The sequence below is a fragment of the Tamlana crocina genome (assembly GCA_040429635.1).
Lineage (GTDB): Bacteria > Bacteroidota > Bacteroidia > Flavobacteriales > Flavobacteriaceae > Flavisericum > Flavisericum crocinum.
The window spans coordinates 964,273-983,275 of record CP158972.1 but is presented as its reverse complement, the minus strand read 5'-3'; the positions used below and the strand labels follow the sequence as shown (position 1 = coordinate 983,275).

17 protein-coding genes are annotated in these 19,003 nt (G+C 39.1%); 6 read left to right on the top strand and 11 right to left on the bottom strand.

Annotated features, from left to right (window positions below):
• Positions 1 to 38 precede the first annotated feature (38 nt).
• The 3 genes from ABI125_04375 to mraZ form a co-directional block, all read right to left on the bottom strand.
• A complete protein-coding gene (locus ABI125_04375; GenBank protein ID XCF07093.1) occupies positions 39 to 356 on the bottom strand; it encodes an FtsL-like putative cell division protein in 318 nt (105 codons plus the stop codon).
• Between the two features lie 157 nt (positions 357 to 513).
• A complete protein-coding gene (rsmH, locus tag ABI125_04370) occupies positions 514 to 1,410 on the bottom strand; it encodes a 16S rRNA (cytosine(1402)-N(4))-methyltransferase RsmH (GenBank protein ID XCF07092.1) in 897 nt (298 codons plus the stop codon).
• A complete protein-coding gene (gene mraZ / locus ABI125_04365; GenBank protein ID XCF07875.1) occupies positions 1,397 to 1,867 on the bottom strand; it encodes a division/cell wall cluster transcriptional repressor MraZ in 471 nt (156 codons plus the stop codon). The genes rsmH and mraZ overlap by 14 nt, the downstream gene beginning before the upstream one ends.
• A gap of 316 nt (positions 1,868 to 2,183) precedes the next feature.
• On the opposite strand from mraZ, the gene ABI125_04360 reads away from it, so the two are divergent.
• Together ABI125_04360 and yihA are read left to right on the top strand one after the other, a co-directional pair.
• Positions 2,184 to 2,948, top strand: a complete 765-nt coding sequence (locus ABI125_04360) for an alpha/beta hydrolase (GenBank protein XCF07091.1) — start codon at positions 2,184 to 2,186, stop codon at positions 2,946 to 2,948.
• Positions 2,949 to 3,002: 54 nt separating this feature from the next.
• The gene (yihA, locus tag ABI125_04355) at positions 3,003 to 3,608 is read left to right on the top strand and encodes a ribosome biogenesis GTP-binding protein YihA/YsxC (protein XCF07090.1); all 606 of its coding nucleotides are present in this window, start codon (positions 3,003 to 3,005) and stop codon (positions 3,606 to 3,608) included.
• A 456-nt stretch (positions 3,609 to 4,064) separates the two neighbouring features.
• Here the strand turns inward: yihA and ABI125_04350 are convergent, their stop codons facing one another.
• Complete coding sequence (locus ABI125_04350) at positions 4,065 to 4,514, bottom strand: transposase (GenBank protein ID XCF07089.1); 450 nt, start codon at positions 4,512 to 4,514, stop codon at positions 4,065 to 4,067.
• A gap of 538 nt (positions 4,515 to 5,052) precedes the next feature.
• Entirely contained in the window at positions 5,053 to 5,769 is a 717-nt protein-coding gene (locus ABI125_04345; GenBank protein XCF07088.1) for a hypothetical protein, read from the bottom strand.
• Positions 5,770 to 5,953: 184 nt separating this feature from the next.
• Between ABI125_04345 and ABI125_04340 the strand changes: the two genes are divergently transcribed.
• Positions 5,954 to 6,421, top strand: coding sequence for a CBS domain-containing protein (locus tag ABI125_04340; protein ID XCF07087.1), 468 nt, complete (start codon positions 5,954 to 5,956; stop codon positions 6,419 to 6,421).
• 72 nt (positions 6,422 to 6,493) lie between these two features.
• Here the strand turns inward: ABI125_04340 and ABI125_04335 are convergent, their stop codons facing one another.
• Positions 6,494 to 6,844, bottom strand: a complete 351-nt coding sequence (locus ABI125_04335) for a hypothetical protein (GenBank protein XCF07874.1) — start codon at positions 6,842 to 6,844, stop codon at positions 6,494 to 6,496.
• Positions 6,845 to 7,056: 212 nt separating this feature from the next.
• Here ABI125_04335 and ssb point away from each other — a divergent pair, with 212 nt between their 5' ends.
• Positions 7,057 to 7,389, top strand: a complete 333-nt coding sequence (gene ssb / locus ABI125_04330; protein ID XCF07086.1) for a single-stranded DNA-binding protein — start codon at positions 7,057 to 7,059, stop codon at positions 7,387 to 7,389.
• 47 nt (positions 7,390 to 7,436) lie between these two features.
• Here ssb and nadB read toward each other — a convergent pair whose 3' ends face one another.
• Positions 7,437 to 8,993, bottom strand: a complete 1,557-nt coding sequence (nadB, locus tag ABI125_04325; GenBank protein ID XCF07085.1) for an L-aspartate oxidase — start codon at positions 8,991 to 8,993, stop codon at positions 7,437 to 7,439.
• Positions 8,994 to 8,998: 5 nt separating this feature from the next.
• Positions 8,999 to 9,925: a quinolinate synthase NadA gene (nadA, locus tag ABI125_04320; protein ID XCF07084.1), complete on the bottom strand. Its 927-nt coding sequence runs from the start codon at positions 9,923 to 9,925 to the stop codon at positions 8,999 to 9,001.
• A gap of 466 nt (positions 9,926 to 10,391) precedes the next feature.
• Here nadA and ABI125_04315 point away from each other — a divergent pair, with 466 nt between their 5' ends.
• On the top strand, positions 10,392 to 12,974 hold the full coding sequence (locus tag ABI125_04315) for a phosphoenolpyruvate carboxylase (protein XCF07083.1): 2,583 nt from the start codon (positions 10,392 to 10,394) through the stop codon (positions 12,972 to 12,974).
• Between the two features lie 402 nt (positions 12,975 to 13,376).
• Here the strand turns inward: ABI125_04315 and ABI125_04310 are convergent, their stop codons facing one another.
• Positions 13,377 to 13,661 (bottom strand): hypothetical protein, encoded by a 285-nt coding sequence (locus ABI125_04310; GenBank protein ID XCF07082.1) that lies wholly within the window; start codon positions 13,659 to 13,661, stop codon positions 13,377 to 13,379.
• A gap of 793 nt (positions 13,662 to 14,454) precedes the next feature.
• On the opposite strand from ABI125_04310, the gene ABI125_04305 reads away from it, so the two are divergent.
• A complete protein-coding gene (locus tag ABI125_04305; GenBank protein XCF07081.1) occupies positions 14,455 to 15,645 on the top strand; it encodes an alpha/beta hydrolase in 1,191 nt (396 codons plus the stop codon).
• A gap of 46 nt (positions 15,646 to 15,691) precedes the next feature.
• On the opposite strand, the gene ABI125_04300 is transcribed toward ABI125_04305, so the two are convergent.
• Positions 15,692 to 16,783, bottom strand: a complete 1,092-nt coding sequence (locus tag ABI125_04300) for an ABC transporter permease (GenBank protein ID XCF07080.1) — start codon at positions 16,781 to 16,783, stop codon at positions 15,692 to 15,694.
• Between the two features lie 24 nt (positions 16,784 to 16,807).
• Positions 16,808 to 18,967, bottom strand: coding sequence for a carboxy terminal-processing peptidase (locus tag ABI125_04295; GenBank protein XCF07079.1), 2,160 nt, complete (start codon positions 18,965 to 18,967; stop codon positions 16,808 to 16,810).
• Positions 18,968 to 19,003: the final 36 nt, after the last annotated feature.

Sequence of the window (19,003 nt, the reverse complement as noted above, 5' to 3'; positions counted from 1 at the left end):
TTCAATATGTTTTTCTCGTTTACTGCCAAGCTGTTTTATCAGTTTTGTGATTTTACCTTTATCTTTTTTGGCGGAATTACCGAGGTCGCCAACCCTTTTTCTTTCATTACCCGAACCACATGCGACTCCATTTTTAAGCGCATGAGTTTTGAACGACCATCTACAAAGGCCGACCGCATTTCTTTCACCTCATTCTTCAGCCTTGCGATTTCGTACACTTTTTGGTCGGCGCTATGCGAACTGGCAATCATAATTATGGCCAACCCCGAAATAAACAGGATAAACCGCCAGTTTCTAAACGCATCATCACTGACTAAAAAGGTTCCTTTTAATATGCTGTAAATGCTTTTTTTCATTCTCTTTCCGTCTCTTTGAGACTTCTTCCCTAAAAATGGAAGAATTAATTAGCTGACTTTTTAACCCTTCCGAACTTAAACCCACCGACCCTTCCGAATTTAAACTCGCCAGAGTTTAAATCCACCTTACCTTTCTCAAGGGAAGGAACAAAAGGTTTTATATTTTTTCGGCGACACGAAGTTTTGCACTTCGCGCCCTGTTGTTTATTTTTATTTCCTCTTTTGTTGGCACTATTAAACCGCCCACCTTTTTCAACGGCACTTCGAACCGACCAAACATATCGCGCTCTGGTTCGCCTTCAAACAACCCGTTTCTAACAAAGCGCTTCACCAAACGATCTTCCAGAGAGTGATAGGATATAAAACTGAGCCGCCCACCTTGTTTTAAAATTTCGGGCGTTTGCAACAAAAACTCCTTCAGCACTTCAATTTCTTGATTCACCTCAATACGTATCGCCTGATAGATTTGAGCCAAAATCTTGTTTTCATGCTTTGGCGACAAAAATCGCTTTAACACCGCTTTTAACTGACCACTGGTTACAATCGGCTCTTCTTTTCGCTCGCTCACAATCAACCTTGCCATTGCCGGAGCGGCCCTCAACTCACCATACTGCAACAATACCTGCCTTAGCTGCTCCTCGCTATATTCGTTTACCACATGAAACGCCGACAATTTATTTTGCTGATTCATTCGCATATCCAAATCGGCATCAAACCGCGTTGAAAATCCGCGTTCGGCAACATCGAATTGATGCGACGACACACCAAAATCTGCCAACACCCCATCCACTTCTTTAACACCGTGAAACCTTAAAAAGCGCTTCACATATCTAAAGTTTTCATTAATCAGCGTAAATCGCGGATCGTCAATTGCATTTTCAAGAGCATCTTGGTCTTGATCGAAAGCATACAATCGGCCGTTTTCGCCAAGCCTACTTAATATTTCTTTACTATGACCACCGCCACCAAAAGTCACGTCCACATAAACCCCTTCAGGTTTAACATTTAAACCATCCACGGTTTCCTTTAGCAACACTGGGTTATGATATTCCATAGTCTTCGTCATCTTGTCCCATTACCTCCTCGGCCAAATCGGCGAAATCAACAGCAGCATCATCAATAGCTTGCTCGTACAGGTCTTTATCCCAAATTTCAATGATGTTGATTGCCGAAGCCACCACAATATTTTTCGAAATATTAGCAAACACAGTTAAATCCTTCGGAATCAACAGCCTGCCATTCACATCCACTTCAACAATTTTCGCCCCCGCCGTAAATCTTCTAATGAAATCGTTATTCTTCTTTTTGAACTTATTCAGCTTATTCATTTTCTGCATGAGCGCCTGCCATTCGCTCATAGGATATAGCTCCAGACACTTTTGAAACACAGACCTACGCAACACAAAACCATCCTGCAACACGGCAGAAAGCTGTTTTTTGATAGATGAAGGCATCATTAATCGGCCTTTTGCATCCACCTTGCAATCGTATGTTCCTGTAATTAAGTCCAAAAGCGGCGCGCTGAATATTAAACGTTTAAGTTTCAAATATATTGAAAATTTTACCACCTTTTACCACTTCTTACCACTTTGTTGATAAATTTCCACCCAAAACCACCTTTTATCGAAATTCACACCTCTAAAACACGGCGCACACGGCTATTAAGCTGGACTTTAAACCTTCCCAAAAACCATCAATCAATTGTTAACATCTCTTTTCAAAACGAAAATCTTTTTTTAACAAACAATTTGGTGGGAAAAAAATTAAAATGGTGGATTTTTGAATGAAATAACTATATTTGTTTTTAACGAATGACTGACACTATTAATGGCGCATCGATTAAAAAAAGAGAAGAACTACAACTACATTGAAGCAGGCGAAGGCACGCCAATAATTGTACTACACGGCTTAATGGGCGGCTTAAGCAACTTCGATTCGGTAACCGATTTTTTCAGCAAAAAAGGCTATAAAGTCCTTATTCCAGAGTTACCTATTTACAGCATGTCGCTACTCAAAACCAACGTAAAGAGTTTTGCCACATACCTAAACGAGTTTATAGAATTTAAAGGATACAAAGAGGTGATTTTACTCGGAAATTCTTTGGGCGGACACATAGGCCTGTACCACACCAAAATGTTCCCCAACACCGTAAAAGCACTTATAATAACTGGAAGCTCTGGGCTTTATGAAAGCGCCATGGGAAGCGGCTACACTAAACGTAGCGACTACGAAGTGATTAAAAAGAAAGCGCAAGATGTGTTTTACGACCCCAAGGTAGCCACCAAAGAAATTGTTGATGAAGTTTACGAAACCGTAAACGACCGCAACAAACTTGTAAAAACCTTAGCCATTGCCAAAAGCGCCATACGACACAACATGGCGAAAGATTTACCTAACATGACCACCCCAACCTGTATTATTTGGGGGAAGAACGATAATGTTACTCCACCGGAGGTTGCTGAAGAATTCAACCAACTGCTACCAGATTCTGAACTGTTTTGGATTGACAAATGTGGGCATGCCGCTATGATGGAGCACCCTAACGAATTCAACCAAATTATGGATGGGTGGCTGCAGAAAAAAGGATTTTAAGCAAGTAGATTACACAATTAAAACGATTCCCGTTTTTACGAGAATAACGATACCATGCAAATAAAAACAGCCGAATTTGTTGTTAGTAATTCCGATGTGGCGAAATGCCCCAACAGTCGGCTGCCCGAATATGCCTTTATTGGCCGCAGTAACGTTGGCAAATCGTCGTTGATCAATATGCTTACTGGCCGAAAGAGCTTAGCCAAAACCTCTGGAAAGCCCGGTAAAACCCAACTCATTAATCACTTTTTGATTAATAAAAACTGGCATTTGGTCGATTTGCCCGGTTATGGTTATGCCCGTGTTTCGAAAAGTTCGAAAAAGACCTTTCAAAAATTCATTACCCAATATTTTAGTTTCCGCGAGCAACTGGTTACCGCCTTTGTTTTGGTAGATATTAGGCACAAGCCGCAACCCATAGATTTGGAATTTATGCAATGGCTGGGTGAAAACGGTATTCCGTTTTCCATTATTTTTACCAAAGCCGACAAACTGAAACCCGGTGCTATTACCCGCCACGTTGAAGACTACAGAAACATCTTGTTGGAATTTTGGGAAGACATGCCCAATTATTTTATCACCTCATCCTCTAAAGATATAGGCAAAGACGAGCTTCTTGGCTATATTGACAACCTAAATGCCAATATGGAGTTGAGTTAAATTTCAGCCACTTTATTTTCTTGTAAGAATATTTTTTATATTTATCGGAATAAATATAATGTGGCTAAACGCAATTGTGTTTAGCCAATTGTTGGCAAACATTAAAAAAGCTAACTCAATTTTAATATAGCTTTATCAAAATTTTTAATAAATCTACTAAAGTATTCACAATTAGATAAGACTTTGTCAAAAACTAATTCTTCAAATATTTCAGGATTTTTAGGACACTATCCCGAAAAGTGTCTAAAATAACTGTTGACAACACCGGCAACCGTTGCACAGGCACATTCAGAAAATAGCATCATTAATTATATTTTGGTGCTATTTTTTGTTTTCAATACTTCCCTTTGACAGTTTTCCTTTGGCTAGCGATAAAAAAGAAAATTAAATACACAAAAGGCATGTGTTTTTTTAACGTCACGGTGCACGTTCCCCATTAATGGAAATCACTTTTTTTTAAGCGACTTGCTTTGGGGCGTTTTGCATTCGCCTTCCCATTTCTAAGGCATTGGCAGTATGTATGCCAAAGAAGACCCATAACATTTCATTTGGTTTTGTTTTCGCCTTGATTTCTTTGAGGTGGCAATGTTCCTTTTCTTTACCAAAACTACCTTCTAATCGTGAAGCTCTTTCTTTTGTTATGGCTGCTTTTAGCCTGTTTCCACCTTGGTGGTCTTTCGGTAATTTTCCCTTGCGCTTAAAATCGGTCTTTATCTGGTGCTTGGTTACAAAACTTCGGTTCTTGTTGGTGCCGTATATCTGTAATTTATTGACCTTGGCTCCAAACTCCACGGGTTTTGTTTCTTTACCTCTTACTATAGGGCGCAGGTAATCTTTGGATATGCTTACAATGCGGTCTTTTATCTTTTGGCCTGTTTTAAAATAGCTGCTTTGTTGCTCGTACACTTGTTTTACAGTGACTACTCTGCGGTAATATTGGGCAGTAAAATCAATATTGTTATGTTTTTGTAATTGAGACTCAAAATCTGTTCCATGAGCTTCCTGCCCGAACAGCCTGCATAGTGTTTTAAAAACATTGGGGCTAAACGACCGCGTGGACCGAACAACATGCTGTTGCCCAATTTTTGTTCTTTGACCTTAAATTGTAAAACTAAATCATCCCAAGGAATCGCTTGATGGATTTTTCCGAGATTGCCCTCTAAAAAGCGCGCGTAGAAAAGGGCATAATCTTCACTGGGGAAAAAAGGGAAAGACGACCTTGTAGGCCAGAAATTCTTTGTATTTCCATTTTAATAGAAACTGAAAACCCCGTTTTCGACCCTTTTTGGCCGTTTTCGGGGGTTATTTATACCTCTATATACAACAAAACCCTCATGTTTACAAGGGTTTTTGTGTTTTGTGAAGGTGCCTTTGTTTTATTCGACAAAAAAAGCCGAACCAACTAATGTTGATTCGACTTTTAATTTTCCGCAGAAAACCTTATTTAATTCTGCGGTTGGGCCGCTTGACTCTGTAATGCTTGCTTTTGTCTTAAAAGCTCGTTTTTGGTTATCTGTACCAATTGAAAATTGGGTGCTTCCTTTTGCACGGCATCCAATACATCAACAGCCGGATCTATATTTGCTTTTCGGTCTTTGTTATAAATGGAAAGTGCCTTTAAATACATGAAGGCCGATTTTAAAGGAACTTCATATGGGTTTTGGCTTTCGTAAAATGCCTTTTTCATTTCGGGCTTGGCATTGGCAATACCGTATTCAATGTGCTTATCGGCTTCGGCCATGTTTTGTATTTGCAAATTGAGTTCTGCTAATTCATAAGCCACCACAGGATTTGCGTCGCGCTTAAACAACTCTTCAAAATGCCCAACCGCCAACTCTGGGCGTTTTATCGCTTTTAGAGATACCGCCTTCACTTCTAAAGCAATATCAGAATCGGTTAACTTTTTTTCAGCGCCCAAAGTATTTAACGCCTGCATGTATTGGCCTTCACTCATATAAATATACCCCAAAGTATCTTTTCTTGCTTGCGATGGCGACAACACATTGAGGTGCGTCATGGCATTAATTATACCCTGCACATCGCCTTGGGTTTTCATTTGCTTGTAATACGCTTCGTAATGTTTCATTAATTCCTGGTTGGTTTGCGCCATCATTACCGCACTGCCCAGAAATAAAACCAATCCAAATAATTTTTTCATCATCGTTTTAATCTAAATTTAATTTAAGTGCGCTAAAACTATAAAAATTTAGCATTTAATTTCTTAAAAGAACGCTAATTATTAATAAAAACATAAGAATTCATGGCGTTTTAGCCAGTATAGAACATTTTATTTTAGGTTTTACAAAAATAAATGACTATATTTAAGTTTATTAAACTTACTATTTATGGGAATAAAAAGTTTTCAAGGATCCAGAAGGCAGCAGATCAACACTGCTGAAACGCCGTCATTAACCGTTAGCGATTACATGACCAAAGATTTAATTACGTTTACGCCAGACCAATCGATTGAAAGTGTTATGGAAGCGATTATTAAACATAGAATTTCTGGTGGCCCCGTAGTTAACGACAAACACGAACTGGTTGGGGTTATTTCTGAAGGCGACTGTATCAAGCAAATTAGCGAAAGTCGATATTACAATATGCCCATGCAAGACCAGACCATTGAAAAGCACATGGCCAAAAATGTAGAAACCATTGATGGTAACATGAATATTTTTGATGCAGCCAATAAATTTTTAAATGCCAAACGGCGCCGGTTTCCTATTGTTGAAGACGGAAAATTGGTGGGACAAATAAGCCAAAAAGATATTTTAAAGGCCGCGATGGAACTAAAAGGGCAAACCTGGAAGTAAAAAATAATTATCTATCATTAACTTAAAAAAGCTTTGGCTGAGAATTTTCGGTCGAAGCTTTTTTGTTTTAATTTAACTTTCGCGTTTCACCAAAGCATAATAATCGCCCTCAATCGGCAAATAGCCTTGGTCGTACACAAAATAATACACCTTCCCAGCTTTTGTTGTGTAAATACTGGTAAAATAATTAAAATCGAAACCTGCCTCAATTAATCTTCCGCGTGAGGCCGTTGTTTTTTGGTCTGGATTTAGTGATTCTAAAATGCGGTAGTTTTTCCGAAGCCTGTTGTTTATATTCCGAATTAAATTTTTACTGTCTTTATTAACCCGATTGTTATAAGCATTTCGGCATGCATCGTTACAGAATTTTTTATCAATCCTGCCCACAATTTTATCGCCACATTCCAAGCATTGTTTTTGCACGAATGAAATGTACAAATTTTTTCAATAACCGACAACAAACGTTTACAAACGATATTAAACAAGTAACAACCGAATATATTTTGAAGCGTTCCCCAAATTTGCAGTGTTGAATAATTACTCGATTTCATTCGGTGATCATTCACAAAAACATAAAGAGATTCTGAAACCATTTCAGAACAAAGTATTAACTGTTTAACATTAAAATTTAAATTATGAGCACGCTAAGAAACAAAGTACAGTTGATTGGAAATTTAGGAAACGACCCAGAAATTATCAATTTGGAATCTGGAAGAACATTGGCCAAATTCAACTTGGCCACCAACGAAAGCTACACCAACAACAAAGGAGAAAAAGTAACCGACACCCAATGGCACAATATTATAGCCTGGGGAAAAACGGCACAGATTATTGAAAAATATGTTTCGAAAGGGAAAGAAGTAGCCATTGAAGGCAAGTTGACCTCACGAAGCTACGACGATAAAGAAGGCAACAAACGCTATATCACAGAAATTGTTTGCAACGAACTGCTAATGATCAGCAAATAATCCTTTTTTTGCCCTTAGGATAAGTAAAGTCGGTTTTCATACCGACTTTATTTTTTCACATTATCGATATTGAAATACCCGCCTTTGTTTTCGGTACGTTCCAAAGACTGCTCGATAATTAAATGCGCTACGTTTATCATGTTACGTAACTCGCAAAGCGACGTTGTAATTTTGTGTTCTTTGTACAAATCCTCCACCTCGCTGTAGATTAATTCAATGCGTTTTATGGCCCGTTTCAAACGTTTGTTGCTCCTAACAATCCCCACGTAATCGCGCATCAAGGCCTGCAATTCTTTTTGGTTGTGCTGAATTAAAACATGCTCTTTACTTATCGTGGTGCCCTCGTCATTCCATTTCGGAATATCCACATTTAGCTTTACCACATCGCGCTTGGCATGATATTTAAAAATATTGTGTGCATACACCAAAGCTTCCAACAATGAATTTGACGCTAACCTATTGGCGCCATGAAGTCCCGTTCTGGAACATTCGCCGCAAGCAAATAGGTTTTTAATCGAGGTTTTTCCTTTTTTACTAACTTTTACACCGCCGCACAAATAATGCGATGCCGGCACCACCGGAATCCAATCGGTTTCAATATTGATATGGCGGCTTTTGCATTTATTGTAAATATTTGGAAAATGGTTTTTAAACGCCTCAACATCCAAGTGTGTACAATCCAAATACACATGCTGGTCTCCAGATTTTTTGAGTTCGTTATCGATGCATTGGGACACGATATCTCTCGATGCCAACTCGGCACGCTCATCGTAATCGGGCATAAACCGATGTCCGTTTTGGTTTCGAAGATAAGCGCCAAACCCTCTAACCGCTTCAGAAATTAAAAAAGACGATTCACCTCTAGCATCGTAAAGTGCCGTAGGGTGGAACTGCACAAACTCCATATCTTTGATGCGTGCTTTGGCTCGATAAGCCATAGCAATACCGTCTCCCGTGGCAATCGCCGGATTGGTAGTATGTCCATACACTCGGCCAATGCCACCAGAGGCCAACAAAGTCACCCCCGATTTTATAGTGAAAATATCACCCGTTTTTTGGTTGAGGATATAAGCCCCGTAACAAGTCAACTCATCGGCATTTGTGTCTTTTACATGGTGATTGGTCACCAAATCGATAGCAAAATGATGAGGCATAATAGAAATATTAGACAACTGATGCGCTCGTTTCAGAAGTGCTCTTTCAATTTCATAGCCCGTAATATCTTTATGATGTACAATACGGTATTCAGAATGCCCGCCTTCTTTTCCTAAATCGAACTTTCCGGCATCGTTAACATCAAAATTAGCACCCCAAAGCAAAAGTTCTTCCAATCGGTCGGGACCTTCCTTCACCACCATTTTAACCACATCTTCCTTGCACAGCCCGTCACCAGCGATTAAAGTGTCTTTGATGTGTTTTTTAAAGGAATCGTCTTCTTTATTTAAAACAATGGCTACGCCGCCTTGGGCATATTTTGTGTTTGATTCGTCTTCACTGGCTTTGGTAACAATAACCACTTTCCTATCGGGGAATTTTTCAGCAATTTTAACCGAAAAGGTCAAACCCGCGATACCAGAACCAATAACGAGATAATCTGAAGTCATTTTAATTATTTTGACAACTCCAACATGCGTTCAATAGGCAACAACGCGCGGTCTATAATTTTAGGATCTACTTCAATTTGTGGCGATTCGTTAAGTAAACAATCGTATAATTTTTGAAGGGTATTCATTTTCATGAAGTGGCACTCGCTGCACGCACAGGTATTGTCTTCTTTTGCAGGTGCCGGCACCATTTCGGTGTTGGGCATTTCCTGTTGCATTTTGTGCAAAATACCCGCTTCGGTAGCCACAATAAACTTTTGGTCTTGGTGCTCCTTAACATAGTTGATCATCCCGGAGGTGGAACCAATGTACGTTGCCGTATTCAAAATATGGGTTTCAGATTCTGGGTGCGCAATAATTTTGTAATCGGGATATTTTTTATGAAGCTCGATCAACTTATCCATCGAAAAGGCTTCGTGCACCACACAACTGCCGTCCCAAAGCAACATGTCTCTGCCCGTTTCATTGATAATGTAACGACCAAGGTTTCTATCCGGAGCAAAAATAATAGGTGTTTCCTTTGGAATGGAGTTTACTATTTTTAATGCATTTGAAGAGGTACAAACAATATCGCTCAACGCCTTAATTTCGGCCGAGCAGTTCACATAAGTAATCACAATGTGGTCGGGGTGCGCTTTTGTGAATTTCTCGAAAGCTTCTGGCGGACAAGAATCAGCCAATGAGCAACCTGCATTCAAATCGGGCAGCACCACCGTTTTACTCGGATTTAGAATTTTAGCGGTTTCGGCCATAAAATGAACGCCCGCAAAAACAATGATATCGGCATCGGTTTCGGCGGCCTTTTGCGACAAGCCCAAACTGTCTCCCACATAATCTGCAATATCCTGAATTTCACCAACTTGATAATAGTGCGCCAGAATAACCGCATTTTTTTCCTCTTTCAGCCTTTTTATCTCTTTTACTAAATCCATTTTAAACTAAAATCGTGTGATTACTAAACAAGTCGGCAAACTATTGACCGACTATTTTTTTGCAAATATCCTAATTAATCTGTTTATGGAATGGGATTTCACCTAAAAAATATCGGCATATCAATAACCTGCAAGGTTTTTGTTAGATTTTTAAATAATTGCCAACCAAAACCTTTAATAATTTAGAAATTAAAAAAGCGACTCAAAAAGAACATTGGGCTTAAAATCAAAAAAATCACGGACGCTCCTCTAAAAAGTAAAAACTGTAAATTCTTTCAACAACCGGAACAAGGAGGATTTTTCATCAAAAACAAGGTTTCAAACCTTTAACATTTGTCTCGTTTTTTTCAAAATTCCTTAAACATCATTCCACAAAGCACAAAATTTGATAAATCTTTGAACAGACTATGTTGGTTAGCTATAGCTTTAGTATTTTTATGCTTCATTTTGAACATAAAAAAATTATATGTCAGTAGAACCAAAATTAAAAAGATTCAACCAAAGTGTTTTGTCAAAATACCAAATATACAACAGTATATTTATGACTTTACCCTTTGATTCTGTTACAAAAACCGGGGTCCTTTTGCCTTTATTCCACGAAACTTGCGAAAAAGGATTTAAAAAAGGCGACGATCCAACAACCATAGTCGACACCTTTTTTGAAAAATACCAAGCGCGCCGATCAAAAGAGAGTCAAATAAATTTACTTTTTAGGTTCATCCAATACATTGAGCGCCAAGTTGTTTTATTTGATGCCATTGAAGACGCTGCTTTCCCGGTGGTGAACAACATGGAAGGTGTGGGTACTTTAAGAAACCTTAAAGGGTCTGCCATTTCTGAAGATAAACTTGAAGAACTCAAGGAATATCTTGAAGAATTTAAGGTACGTATTGTACTTACCGCGCACCCTACCCAGTTTTATCCAGGATCGGTATTGGGTATCATCACGGATTTAACAAAAGCGATTAAGGAAAACAACCTATCTGAAATCAACAACTTATTCGGGCAACTAGGAAAGACGCCTTTCTTTAAGCACAAAAAGCCAACACCTTATGATGAGGCCAAAAGCTTAATTTGGTATTTGGAAAACGTGTTTTACCAATCGTTTGGGGATATTTACAATTACATCCAACAGAATATTTTCACCGATGCCAAAAAGCACAACGAGATTATCAATATTGGATTCTGGCCAGGTGGCGACCGCGACGGAAACCCTTTTGTAAAACCAGACACTACCTTAAAAGTAGCCAACAAGCTTAAACGGGCCATTCTTAAAAAATACTACGAAGACCTTAAAAAATTAAGAAGAAAGTTAACCTTTAGAGGGGTTGAGAAGCGTATTATAAAATTAGAGACTATACTGTACAATTACAGTATAGACCTTAACTACAAAAAAGCGATAAGCGCCCAAGAACTGATTGACGAATTGCTTAGCATTCGCGATTTGGTTGTTGAAGAACACCAATCTCTTTATGTTAACGAAATAAATGACCTTATTAACAGAGTTCATATGTTTGGCTATAATTTTGGCACATTGGATATTAGACAAGATAGCCGCATTCACCATTCTGTTTTCACTACGGTTATAGACCACTTGATTGAAACGGGCAGTTCGTCGTTCCCAAAAAATTATCACGATTTAACGGAAGCAGAGCAAATTGAAATCCTTTCGAAAGCAGATGACAGCATTGAGCACCTAGATGTTTTTGAAGATGAAATGGTTTACAACACCTTAAAAACCATATCGGTAATTAAAGATATTCAGGCCAGCAACGGCGAACGCGGTGCCAATCGATACATTATTAGCAACAACCAAACAGCACTGAATGTGATGCAGCTGTTTGCGATGCTTAAAATTGTAGCCTTTAAAGATGAATTAACTGTTGATGTTGTGCCATTGTTTGAAACCATTACCGATTTGGAAAATGCACCAAGCGTCATGGAACAATTGTACAGTAACCCGCAATACATGGCTCACCTTAAAGCACGCGGCATGAAACAAACCATCATGCTAGGTTTCTCTGACGGAACAAAAGATGGGGGTTATTTAATGGCAAACTGGGGCATATACAAAGCCAAGGAATTACTTACCGAAATGTCGAGAAAATACGATGTTACCGCCATATTCTTTGATGGTCGCGGCGGACCACCAGCTCGTGGAGGTGGAAAGACGCACCAATTCTACGCTTCGTTGGGTCCAACTATTGAAGACAAAGAAGTTCAATTGACCATACAAGGACAAACCATTAGCTCTAACTTCGGAACTTTAGATTCGTCGCAATACAACCTCGAGCAATTGATCAGTTCGGGTATTATGAACAAGTTGAAGGAAAAGAACCGCATGAGCGATGAAGATCGTGTAGTTATGAGTGATTTGGCTGAAACCAGTTATCAAACCTACAAAAACTTTAAAAATCACCCCATGTTCATCCCATACTTGGAGCGCATGAGTACTTTAAAATATTACGCCAAAACCAATATTGGAAGTAGACCTTCGAAACGAGGCACTTCAGACAAGTTGGTATTTTCAGATTTGCGAGCCATTCCGTTTGTAGGGTCTTGGAGTCAGTTGAAACAAAACGTCCCTGGATTCTTTGGAGTAGGAACCGCATTGAAGCAGTATGAAGACCGCGGTGAATTCGATAAAGTAGAACACCTTTACAATAACTCTAAATTCTTTAAAACCCTATTGGAAAACAGTATGATGTCTTTAACCAAATCGTTCTTCGATTTGACTAAATACATGTCTAAAGACGAAGAGTTCGGTGCATTTTGGAACATTATTTACGAAGAGTACCAAACCACAAAAAGGCTACTACTTAAATTGACCGGATATAGCGAATTGATGGAAAATGAGCCGTCTGGAAAAGCTTCTATTCAAGTTAGGGAATCTATTGTATTGCCATTGTTGACAATACAGCAATACGCCCTTAAAAAGGTACAGGAGCTTGAAAAAGCAGGCATTGATAACGACGAGAAAAAGATTTTTGAAAAGATCGTTACCCGTTCGTTATTTGGAAATATTAACGCCAGTAGAAATTCGGCTTAATTGGCACACCTAAAGCCATTAAAAACAAAAAGCGCTTATTCGTTGAATAAGCGCTTTTTGTTGGCACATTCAGAAAATAGCATCATTAATTATATTTTGGTGCTATTTTTTGTTTTCAATACTTCCCTTTGACAATTTTCCTTTGGCTAGCGATAAAAAAGAAAATTAAATACACAAAAGGCATGTGTTTTTTTAACGTCACGGCGCACGTTCCCCATTAATGGAAATCACTTTTTTTTAAGCGACTTGCTTTGGGGCGTTTTGCATTCGCCTTCCCATTTCTAAGGCATTGGCAGTATGTATGCCAAAGAAGACCCATAACATTTCATTTGGTTTTGTTTTCGCCTTGATTTCTTTGAGGTGGCAATGTTCCTTTTCTTTACCAAAACTACCTTCTAATCGTTAAGCTCTTTCTTTTGTTATGGCTGCTTTTAGCCTGTTTCCACCTTGGTGGTCTTTAGGTAATTTTCCCTTGCGCTTAAAATCGGTCTTTATCTGGTGCTTGGTTACAAAACTTCGGTTCTTGTTGGTGGCGTATATCTGTAATTTATTGACCTTGGCTCCAAACTCCACGGGTTTTGTTTCTTTACCTCTTACTATAGGGCGCAGGTAATCTTTGGATATGCTTACAATGCGGTCTTTTATCTTTTGGCCTGTTTTAAAATAGCTGCTTTGTTGCTCGTACACTTGTTTTACAGTGACTACTCTGCGGTAATATTGGGCAGTAAAATCAATATTGTTATGTTTTTGTAATTGAGACTCAAAATCTGTTCCATGAGCTTCCTGCCCGAACAGCCTGCATAGTGTTTTAAAAACATTGGGGCTAAACGACCGCGTGGACCGAACAACATGCTGTTGCCCAATTTTTGTTCTTTGACCTTAAATTGTAAAACTAAATCATCCCAAGGAATGGCTTGATGGATTTTTCCGAGATTGCCCTCTAAAAAGCGCGCGTAGAAAAGGGCATAATCTTCACTGGGGAAAAAAGGGAAAGACGACCTTGTAGGTCGGAAATTCTTTGTATTTCCATTTTAATAGAAACTGAAAACCCCGTTTTCGACCCTTTTTGGCCGTTTTCGGGGTTTATTTATACCTCTATATACAACAAAACCCTCATGTTTACAAGGGTTTTTGTGTTTTGTGAAGGTGCCTGCACAGGCACATAATTTTGTAAAAACATGATATAGAAACGCCCATTTTTAGGGCGTTTGTTGTTTTCGCATATAACTTGCGGTCTAATTCCCAGATGGGCATATGAGCTTAAAATGGCTTCTATGTCAGCCTTAAAACAATAACAAACCAATGGGACGTATAATAAAACCGTCAGAAACACAATTCACTTTACACCTACTTTATTTACATTTAATCTGTTTTTTCTGAACGAAAAAAAACCAATACCTATCTTTAGTCTACCAAAACAAGATGAGAAGTGACAAAATACTTTATTAAATTCTGTGCAGTCTTTGTATGTGCCAAATCAATGACTTTAAGCACAGTACACGGACAAGACAATCACACAAGCTGTGCAACTAATAGATACACCACAAATTTATTTACTAACGTTTCAGTTTCAGCAAACGTTCTTTATGGAAACAATAGCACCGTTGGCGACATAGACCAAAATCTCTATATGGACATCTATTCACCCGAAGGCGACACGGCTGTATCTAGGCCACTAATCGTCCTTGCCCATGGTGGTTCCTTTGTTACAGGCACTCGAACAGATATTGCCGACTTATGTACTTTTTATGCCAAACGTGGCTTTGTTGCAGCATCTATTGATTACAGACTTTATGATGGTGTTTTTCCTCCTCCTGATGAAATGATGGCCGGACTAGACCAAATGTACAAAGGAGTGTGCGATATGAAGGCTGCAATAAGGTTTTTCAGGGAAGACATTTCAAATACCAATGCATACAAAATTGACTCAAAGCACATATACGCTGGAGGATTTTCAGCGGGTGCAATAATTGCTAACCACGTGGGATATCTTGATTCTGATGACATTATACCCGAGTTAGTTTTGAATATCATATCGAATAATGGAGGTTTTGAAGGAAATAGCAGCAGTAACACAGAATACAGTTCAGAAGTGAATGGTATCATTAGTTTTTCTGGTGCCATCCTTGACACCAACCTAATGGAAAACAACGATACTCCTATCTTTTCTGTTCATGAAGATAACGACCCAATAGTCCCTTTTAACAGCGGGCTACTTTCATTTGCCAATTTTAATATCGTAGAAGCCGATGGAAGTAGTTTGATACACGCAAAAGCCAACAGTTTATCAATTACAAACCAACTGCGCACGGTAAACAGTAATGAACACGGGGGGTATCTCGACACCCCCACTGAAAAGGAAGAAATTCTAGACCGTTCCACAGTTTTTTTAAATAGCCTGATATGTTCAAGCACTCTAAATTCCACCTCTAAAACCAAAAAAGCAATAAAGTTAATCCAAGACCTTAACGCCAATAGCTTTAAAATTTACGATGAATTTAATAGAAATTTCAACCTACATTTGTATCATTTAAATGGAAGTAAAATTTTAACTCATCGAAATTTCAAAGCCAATCAAGATACAATTGAATGTAAATTCCCAAAAGGAGTTTATATAATCCTACTAGAAAACAACGATACTCTACACCCCCTGAAGTTACTCTTAATTTAAGAAAAAAAGCTATTACGTTTCGTTTTTCTCATGCAATGAGACAGTTTTACCCTTTTACATCCAAAGCATCGCGAAGTGCATTACCAATAAGCATAAAAGCCATTACCAAACTCATAATGCACAGACCGGGGATGATGGCCAAATAGGGTTTTCCTAAAATAATATAGTTGTAGTGATCTTTAATCATCGCGCCCCAACTAGCCATAGGCGGTTGGGCACCAATACCTAAAAAGCTGAGTCCGCTTTCAATTAAAATGGCGGCTGCAAAATTGGCTGCCGAAATGACAATAACAGGTGCCATGATATTGGGCAAAATATGTTTGGTGATGATTCTAAAATCGGTATAGCCCAAAGCACGGGCTGCGGTTACATACTGCATTTCCTTGGTACTAATTATTTGTCCGCGTACCACACGGGCTACCTCCACCCACATGGTCAACCCCACAGCAATAAACACCTGCCAAAAACCTTTGCCCAAAGCCAAAGTAATGGCTATCACCAAAAGCAAGGTTGGAATAGACCAAGTAACATTGATAACCCACATGATAACAGCATCTACTTTTCCGCCGAAATAACCCGCCAAACTCCCCATTAAAATACCAATGACCAACGAAATAAACACCGCCACAAAACCAATAAAAAAAGATATTCTGGCACCCACCAACACCCGACTCAACAAATCGCGACCGTATTTATCGGTACCAAACAAAAAGTTTTTTTCGGCTATAAAAGCCACAGCATCCTGATTTGGAAAAGCGGATAATTCAATGGTTTTTTCGGCTCCTTCCAAGCCGTCGGCAGCATATTCGGTATAGGTTAATGTTTCGTTTTCAATACTATAATCTGAAATAGGAATTTCGTTAGAGGCTTTTTTCTTTCCGAAGAACATTTTATCGAACCGCGACTGCTCGCCTTCCAACTTTGACGGAATGGTCAAAATGGTTACCGCAAACCCCGGTTTTTGGGAATGGATGGATAGGTGCATTTGGTTGGCATACTGCGAATCGTCGGGCGCGAATACATAAGCAAACACCGAAATAAACCCCACTAAAATGATAAAAAAGAAACTAAAAACGCCCCAAAAGTTCCTTTTAAACTTTTGGAGCGCTAAGTGTTTCAACGAATTGGATTGACCCATAAATTATCGGGCTTTAGAGCCTATTTAATTTTTTACGTTGGCTTTTGTGGCCGCCATATTTTTAAGCGGGTAAGCCATTTTTAAATCCTCTAGTACGTTTAACGCTTCCTCGATATAAACATCTTGGCTCAAGCTTTCGTGCCAGCGCTCACGTTTTTCCTTTAAATCGGTAGTATCTTGCGTGAACAATTGTTTTTCAAAACTGGTAGAATCAAAGTCCAAATGGTTTTGGTAATCTGAAATGGCATCAAACTTTTTTGCTTCCGCTTCATTGGCTTCAATTTGCGCCCTGTAAGTTTTGTAATTTAACGAATATACAGTTTCGTCAATTTTACTTTTCACCCATTTGGCGTTTTCTTCAATAAGCTTTAACTGGGCATTGTTTGCCATACGCAATTTGCTCTTTTCAACCGTGGCATCGTAATCGAAATAATTTTCCCAAGGCTTGTAAGTGGCTGCATCAATTTCATCGTACGGCAACGGATTGTCCTTATCCTTCTCTCCCACTTCAATAAAACTGAAACGCCCCGGCACTTTAACATCACTTTTCACACCTTCCAACTGCACAGAACCACCGTTGATTCTATAATATTTTTGGGTAGTCAGTGCCAAAGCACCTAAATCGCCACTGGTATTGTTACGCAGCATATTGTTCAAATTGATTACGTTTTGAACCGTGCCTTTTCCGTAGGTTTGCTTGCTACCGATAATGATAGCACGCTTGTAATCCTGCATGGCAGCGGCCATAATTTCGGAAGCTGAAGCTGATATTTCGTTTACCAAAATCACCAATGGTCCGTCCCAAGTTATGGACTTATCGCGGTCTTCCAACACTTCTTTGGCTTTGCCCGTTGAGCGTACTTGCACAATAGGACCGTCTTCAATAAACAACCCGGCCATATCGACCACCGTTGGCAGCGAACCACCACCATTGTTTCTTAAATCCAGCACCAAACCTTCCATGCCTTCAGCCTTCAATCTTTCAATTTCTTCCTTAACATCTTTGGCGGCATTAACGTTTTTGTAATCTTTAAAATCAACATAAAAAGCAGGTAGATTGATCACTCCAAACTTTTGGCCTTCTTTTTCAACGATTGAGGATTTGGCATAAGTTTCTACCAATTCTACCACATCGCGGGTAATGGTGATGTCCTTTATAGTGCCGTCTACTTTTTTAATCGTTAGCGTCACTTTGGTGCCTTTCGGGCCTTTTATGTATTTAATGGCATCGCTAATGCGCATCCCTACAATGCTCACCGGAAACTCTTCGTCCTCCTGCTTTACTTTTAAGATGACATCTTCCACATCAAGTTCCTTGCTTCTCCAAGCTGGTCCGCCAGAAATCAGTTCCACTACCTTTATGTAATCCATACGTTTTTGCAGTCTGGCTCCAATTCCTTCCAATTTTCCGGACATACGCTGATCGAAATCCTCTTTATTTCTCGGCGCCAAATAGTAGGTGTGCGGATCGAACTCTTCCACAATGGTGTTTACATATATGGCAAACCAGTCTTCGCGTTTTAAATCATCCAAACTATCGTTAAAGTAAATATCGATGGAGTTTAACGTGGCCTCTCTAGCTTCCTTTTCTATTTCAGCCTCGGTTTTCATAACATAGCTCGGGTCATTTTCCTTGGCTTGTTTTTCCTGCTTCATCAAATCGTCGTAATTGGAAAGCGTAGAAAATTTCAATTGCTTTCTCCAACGATCCTTCATTTCCTTTTTAGTTTTCACAAAGGTGCTGTTATCATAATCGGTGTCGAACTCTTCGTCAATGGTATAGTCGAAAGGTTGCGACAACACTTCCCTGTAAATCTCCTTGGCTTCAGCAATACGTTTCACCATACGGTCGTGAACCACGTTAAAAAAGGTGATATCGGTTGCCTTTAACTGGTCGTCAATATTCAGTTTGAATTTTTCAAAATCCTGATAATCCGATTCGTAAAAATACCGCTTCACCGGATCGACCACTTCAATGTAATCGTTGAACAGTTCCTCGGAAAAGGCATCGTCAAATTGCATCGGGTCGTAATGTCCCTGCTCTAAAACAAAGGTGATGATTTGAACCAATAATTTGTCTTTATCCGGATTGCTAAATTTTTTGGTAGTAAAACTGCAAGAAGCGAAAGCTAAAAGCAGTAACAGCAGCAGCACTTTGTAATTCCTTTTCATAATATTTCTCATCTAATCAATTTTAATTGCCTCTAAAAAGCACGACAT

What these genes read in the sequence shown, in the direction of transcription:
- ABI125_04315 (XCF07083.1), top strand. Translation starts at nt 10,392, where the DNA reads ATGTCAGTAGAACCAAAATTAAAAAGATTCAACCAAAGTGTTTTGTCA.
- ABI125_04295 (XCF07079.1), bottom strand. Translation starts at nt 18,967, where the DNA reads ATGAGAAATATTATGAAAAGGAATTACAAAGTGCTGCTGCTGTTACTG.
- ABI125_04360 (XCF07091.1), top strand. Translation starts at nt 2,184, where the DNA reads ATGGCGCATCGATTAAAAAAAGAGAAGAACTACAACTACATTGAAGCA.
- nadA (XCF07084.1), bottom strand. Translation starts at nt 9,925, where the DNA reads ATGGATTTAGTAAAAGAGATAAAAAGGCTGAAAGAGGAAAAAAATGCG.
- ssb (XCF07086.1), top strand. Translation starts at nt 7,057, where the DNA reads ATGAGCACGCTAAGAAACAAAGTACAGTTGATTGGAAATTTAGGAAAC.
- ABI125_04340 (XCF07087.1), top strand. Translation starts at nt 5,954, where the DNA reads ATGGGAATAAAAAGTTTTCAAGGATCCAGAAGGCAGCAGATCAACACT.
- yihA (XCF07090.1), top strand. Translation starts at nt 3,003, where the DNA reads ATGCAAATAAAAACAGCCGAATTTGTTGTTAGTAATTCCGATGTGGCG.
- ABI125_04300 (XCF07080.1), bottom strand. Translation starts at nt 16,783, where the DNA reads ATGGGTCAATCCAATTCGTTGAAACACTTAGCGCTCCAAAAGTTTAAA.
- rsmH (XCF07092.1), bottom strand. Translation starts at nt 1,410, where the DNA reads ATGGAATATCATAACCCAGTGTTGCTAAAGGAAACCGTGGATGGTTTA.
- ABI125_04305 (XCF07081.1), top strand. Translation starts at nt 14,455, where the DNA reads ATGACTTTAAGCACAGTACACGGACAAGACAATCACACAAGCTGTGCA.
- nadB (XCF07085.1), bottom strand. Translation starts at nt 8,993, where the DNA reads ATGACTTCAGATTATCTCGTTATTGGTTCTGGTATCGCGGGTTTGACC.
- ABI125_04375 (XCF07093.1), bottom strand. Translation starts at nt 356, where the DNA reads ATGAAAAAAAGCATTTACAGCATATTAAAAGGAACCTTTTTAGTCAGT.
- ABI125_04345 (XCF07088.1), bottom strand. Translation starts at nt 5,769, where the DNA reads ATGATGAAAAAATTATTTGGATTGGTTTTATTTCTGGGCAGTGCGGTA.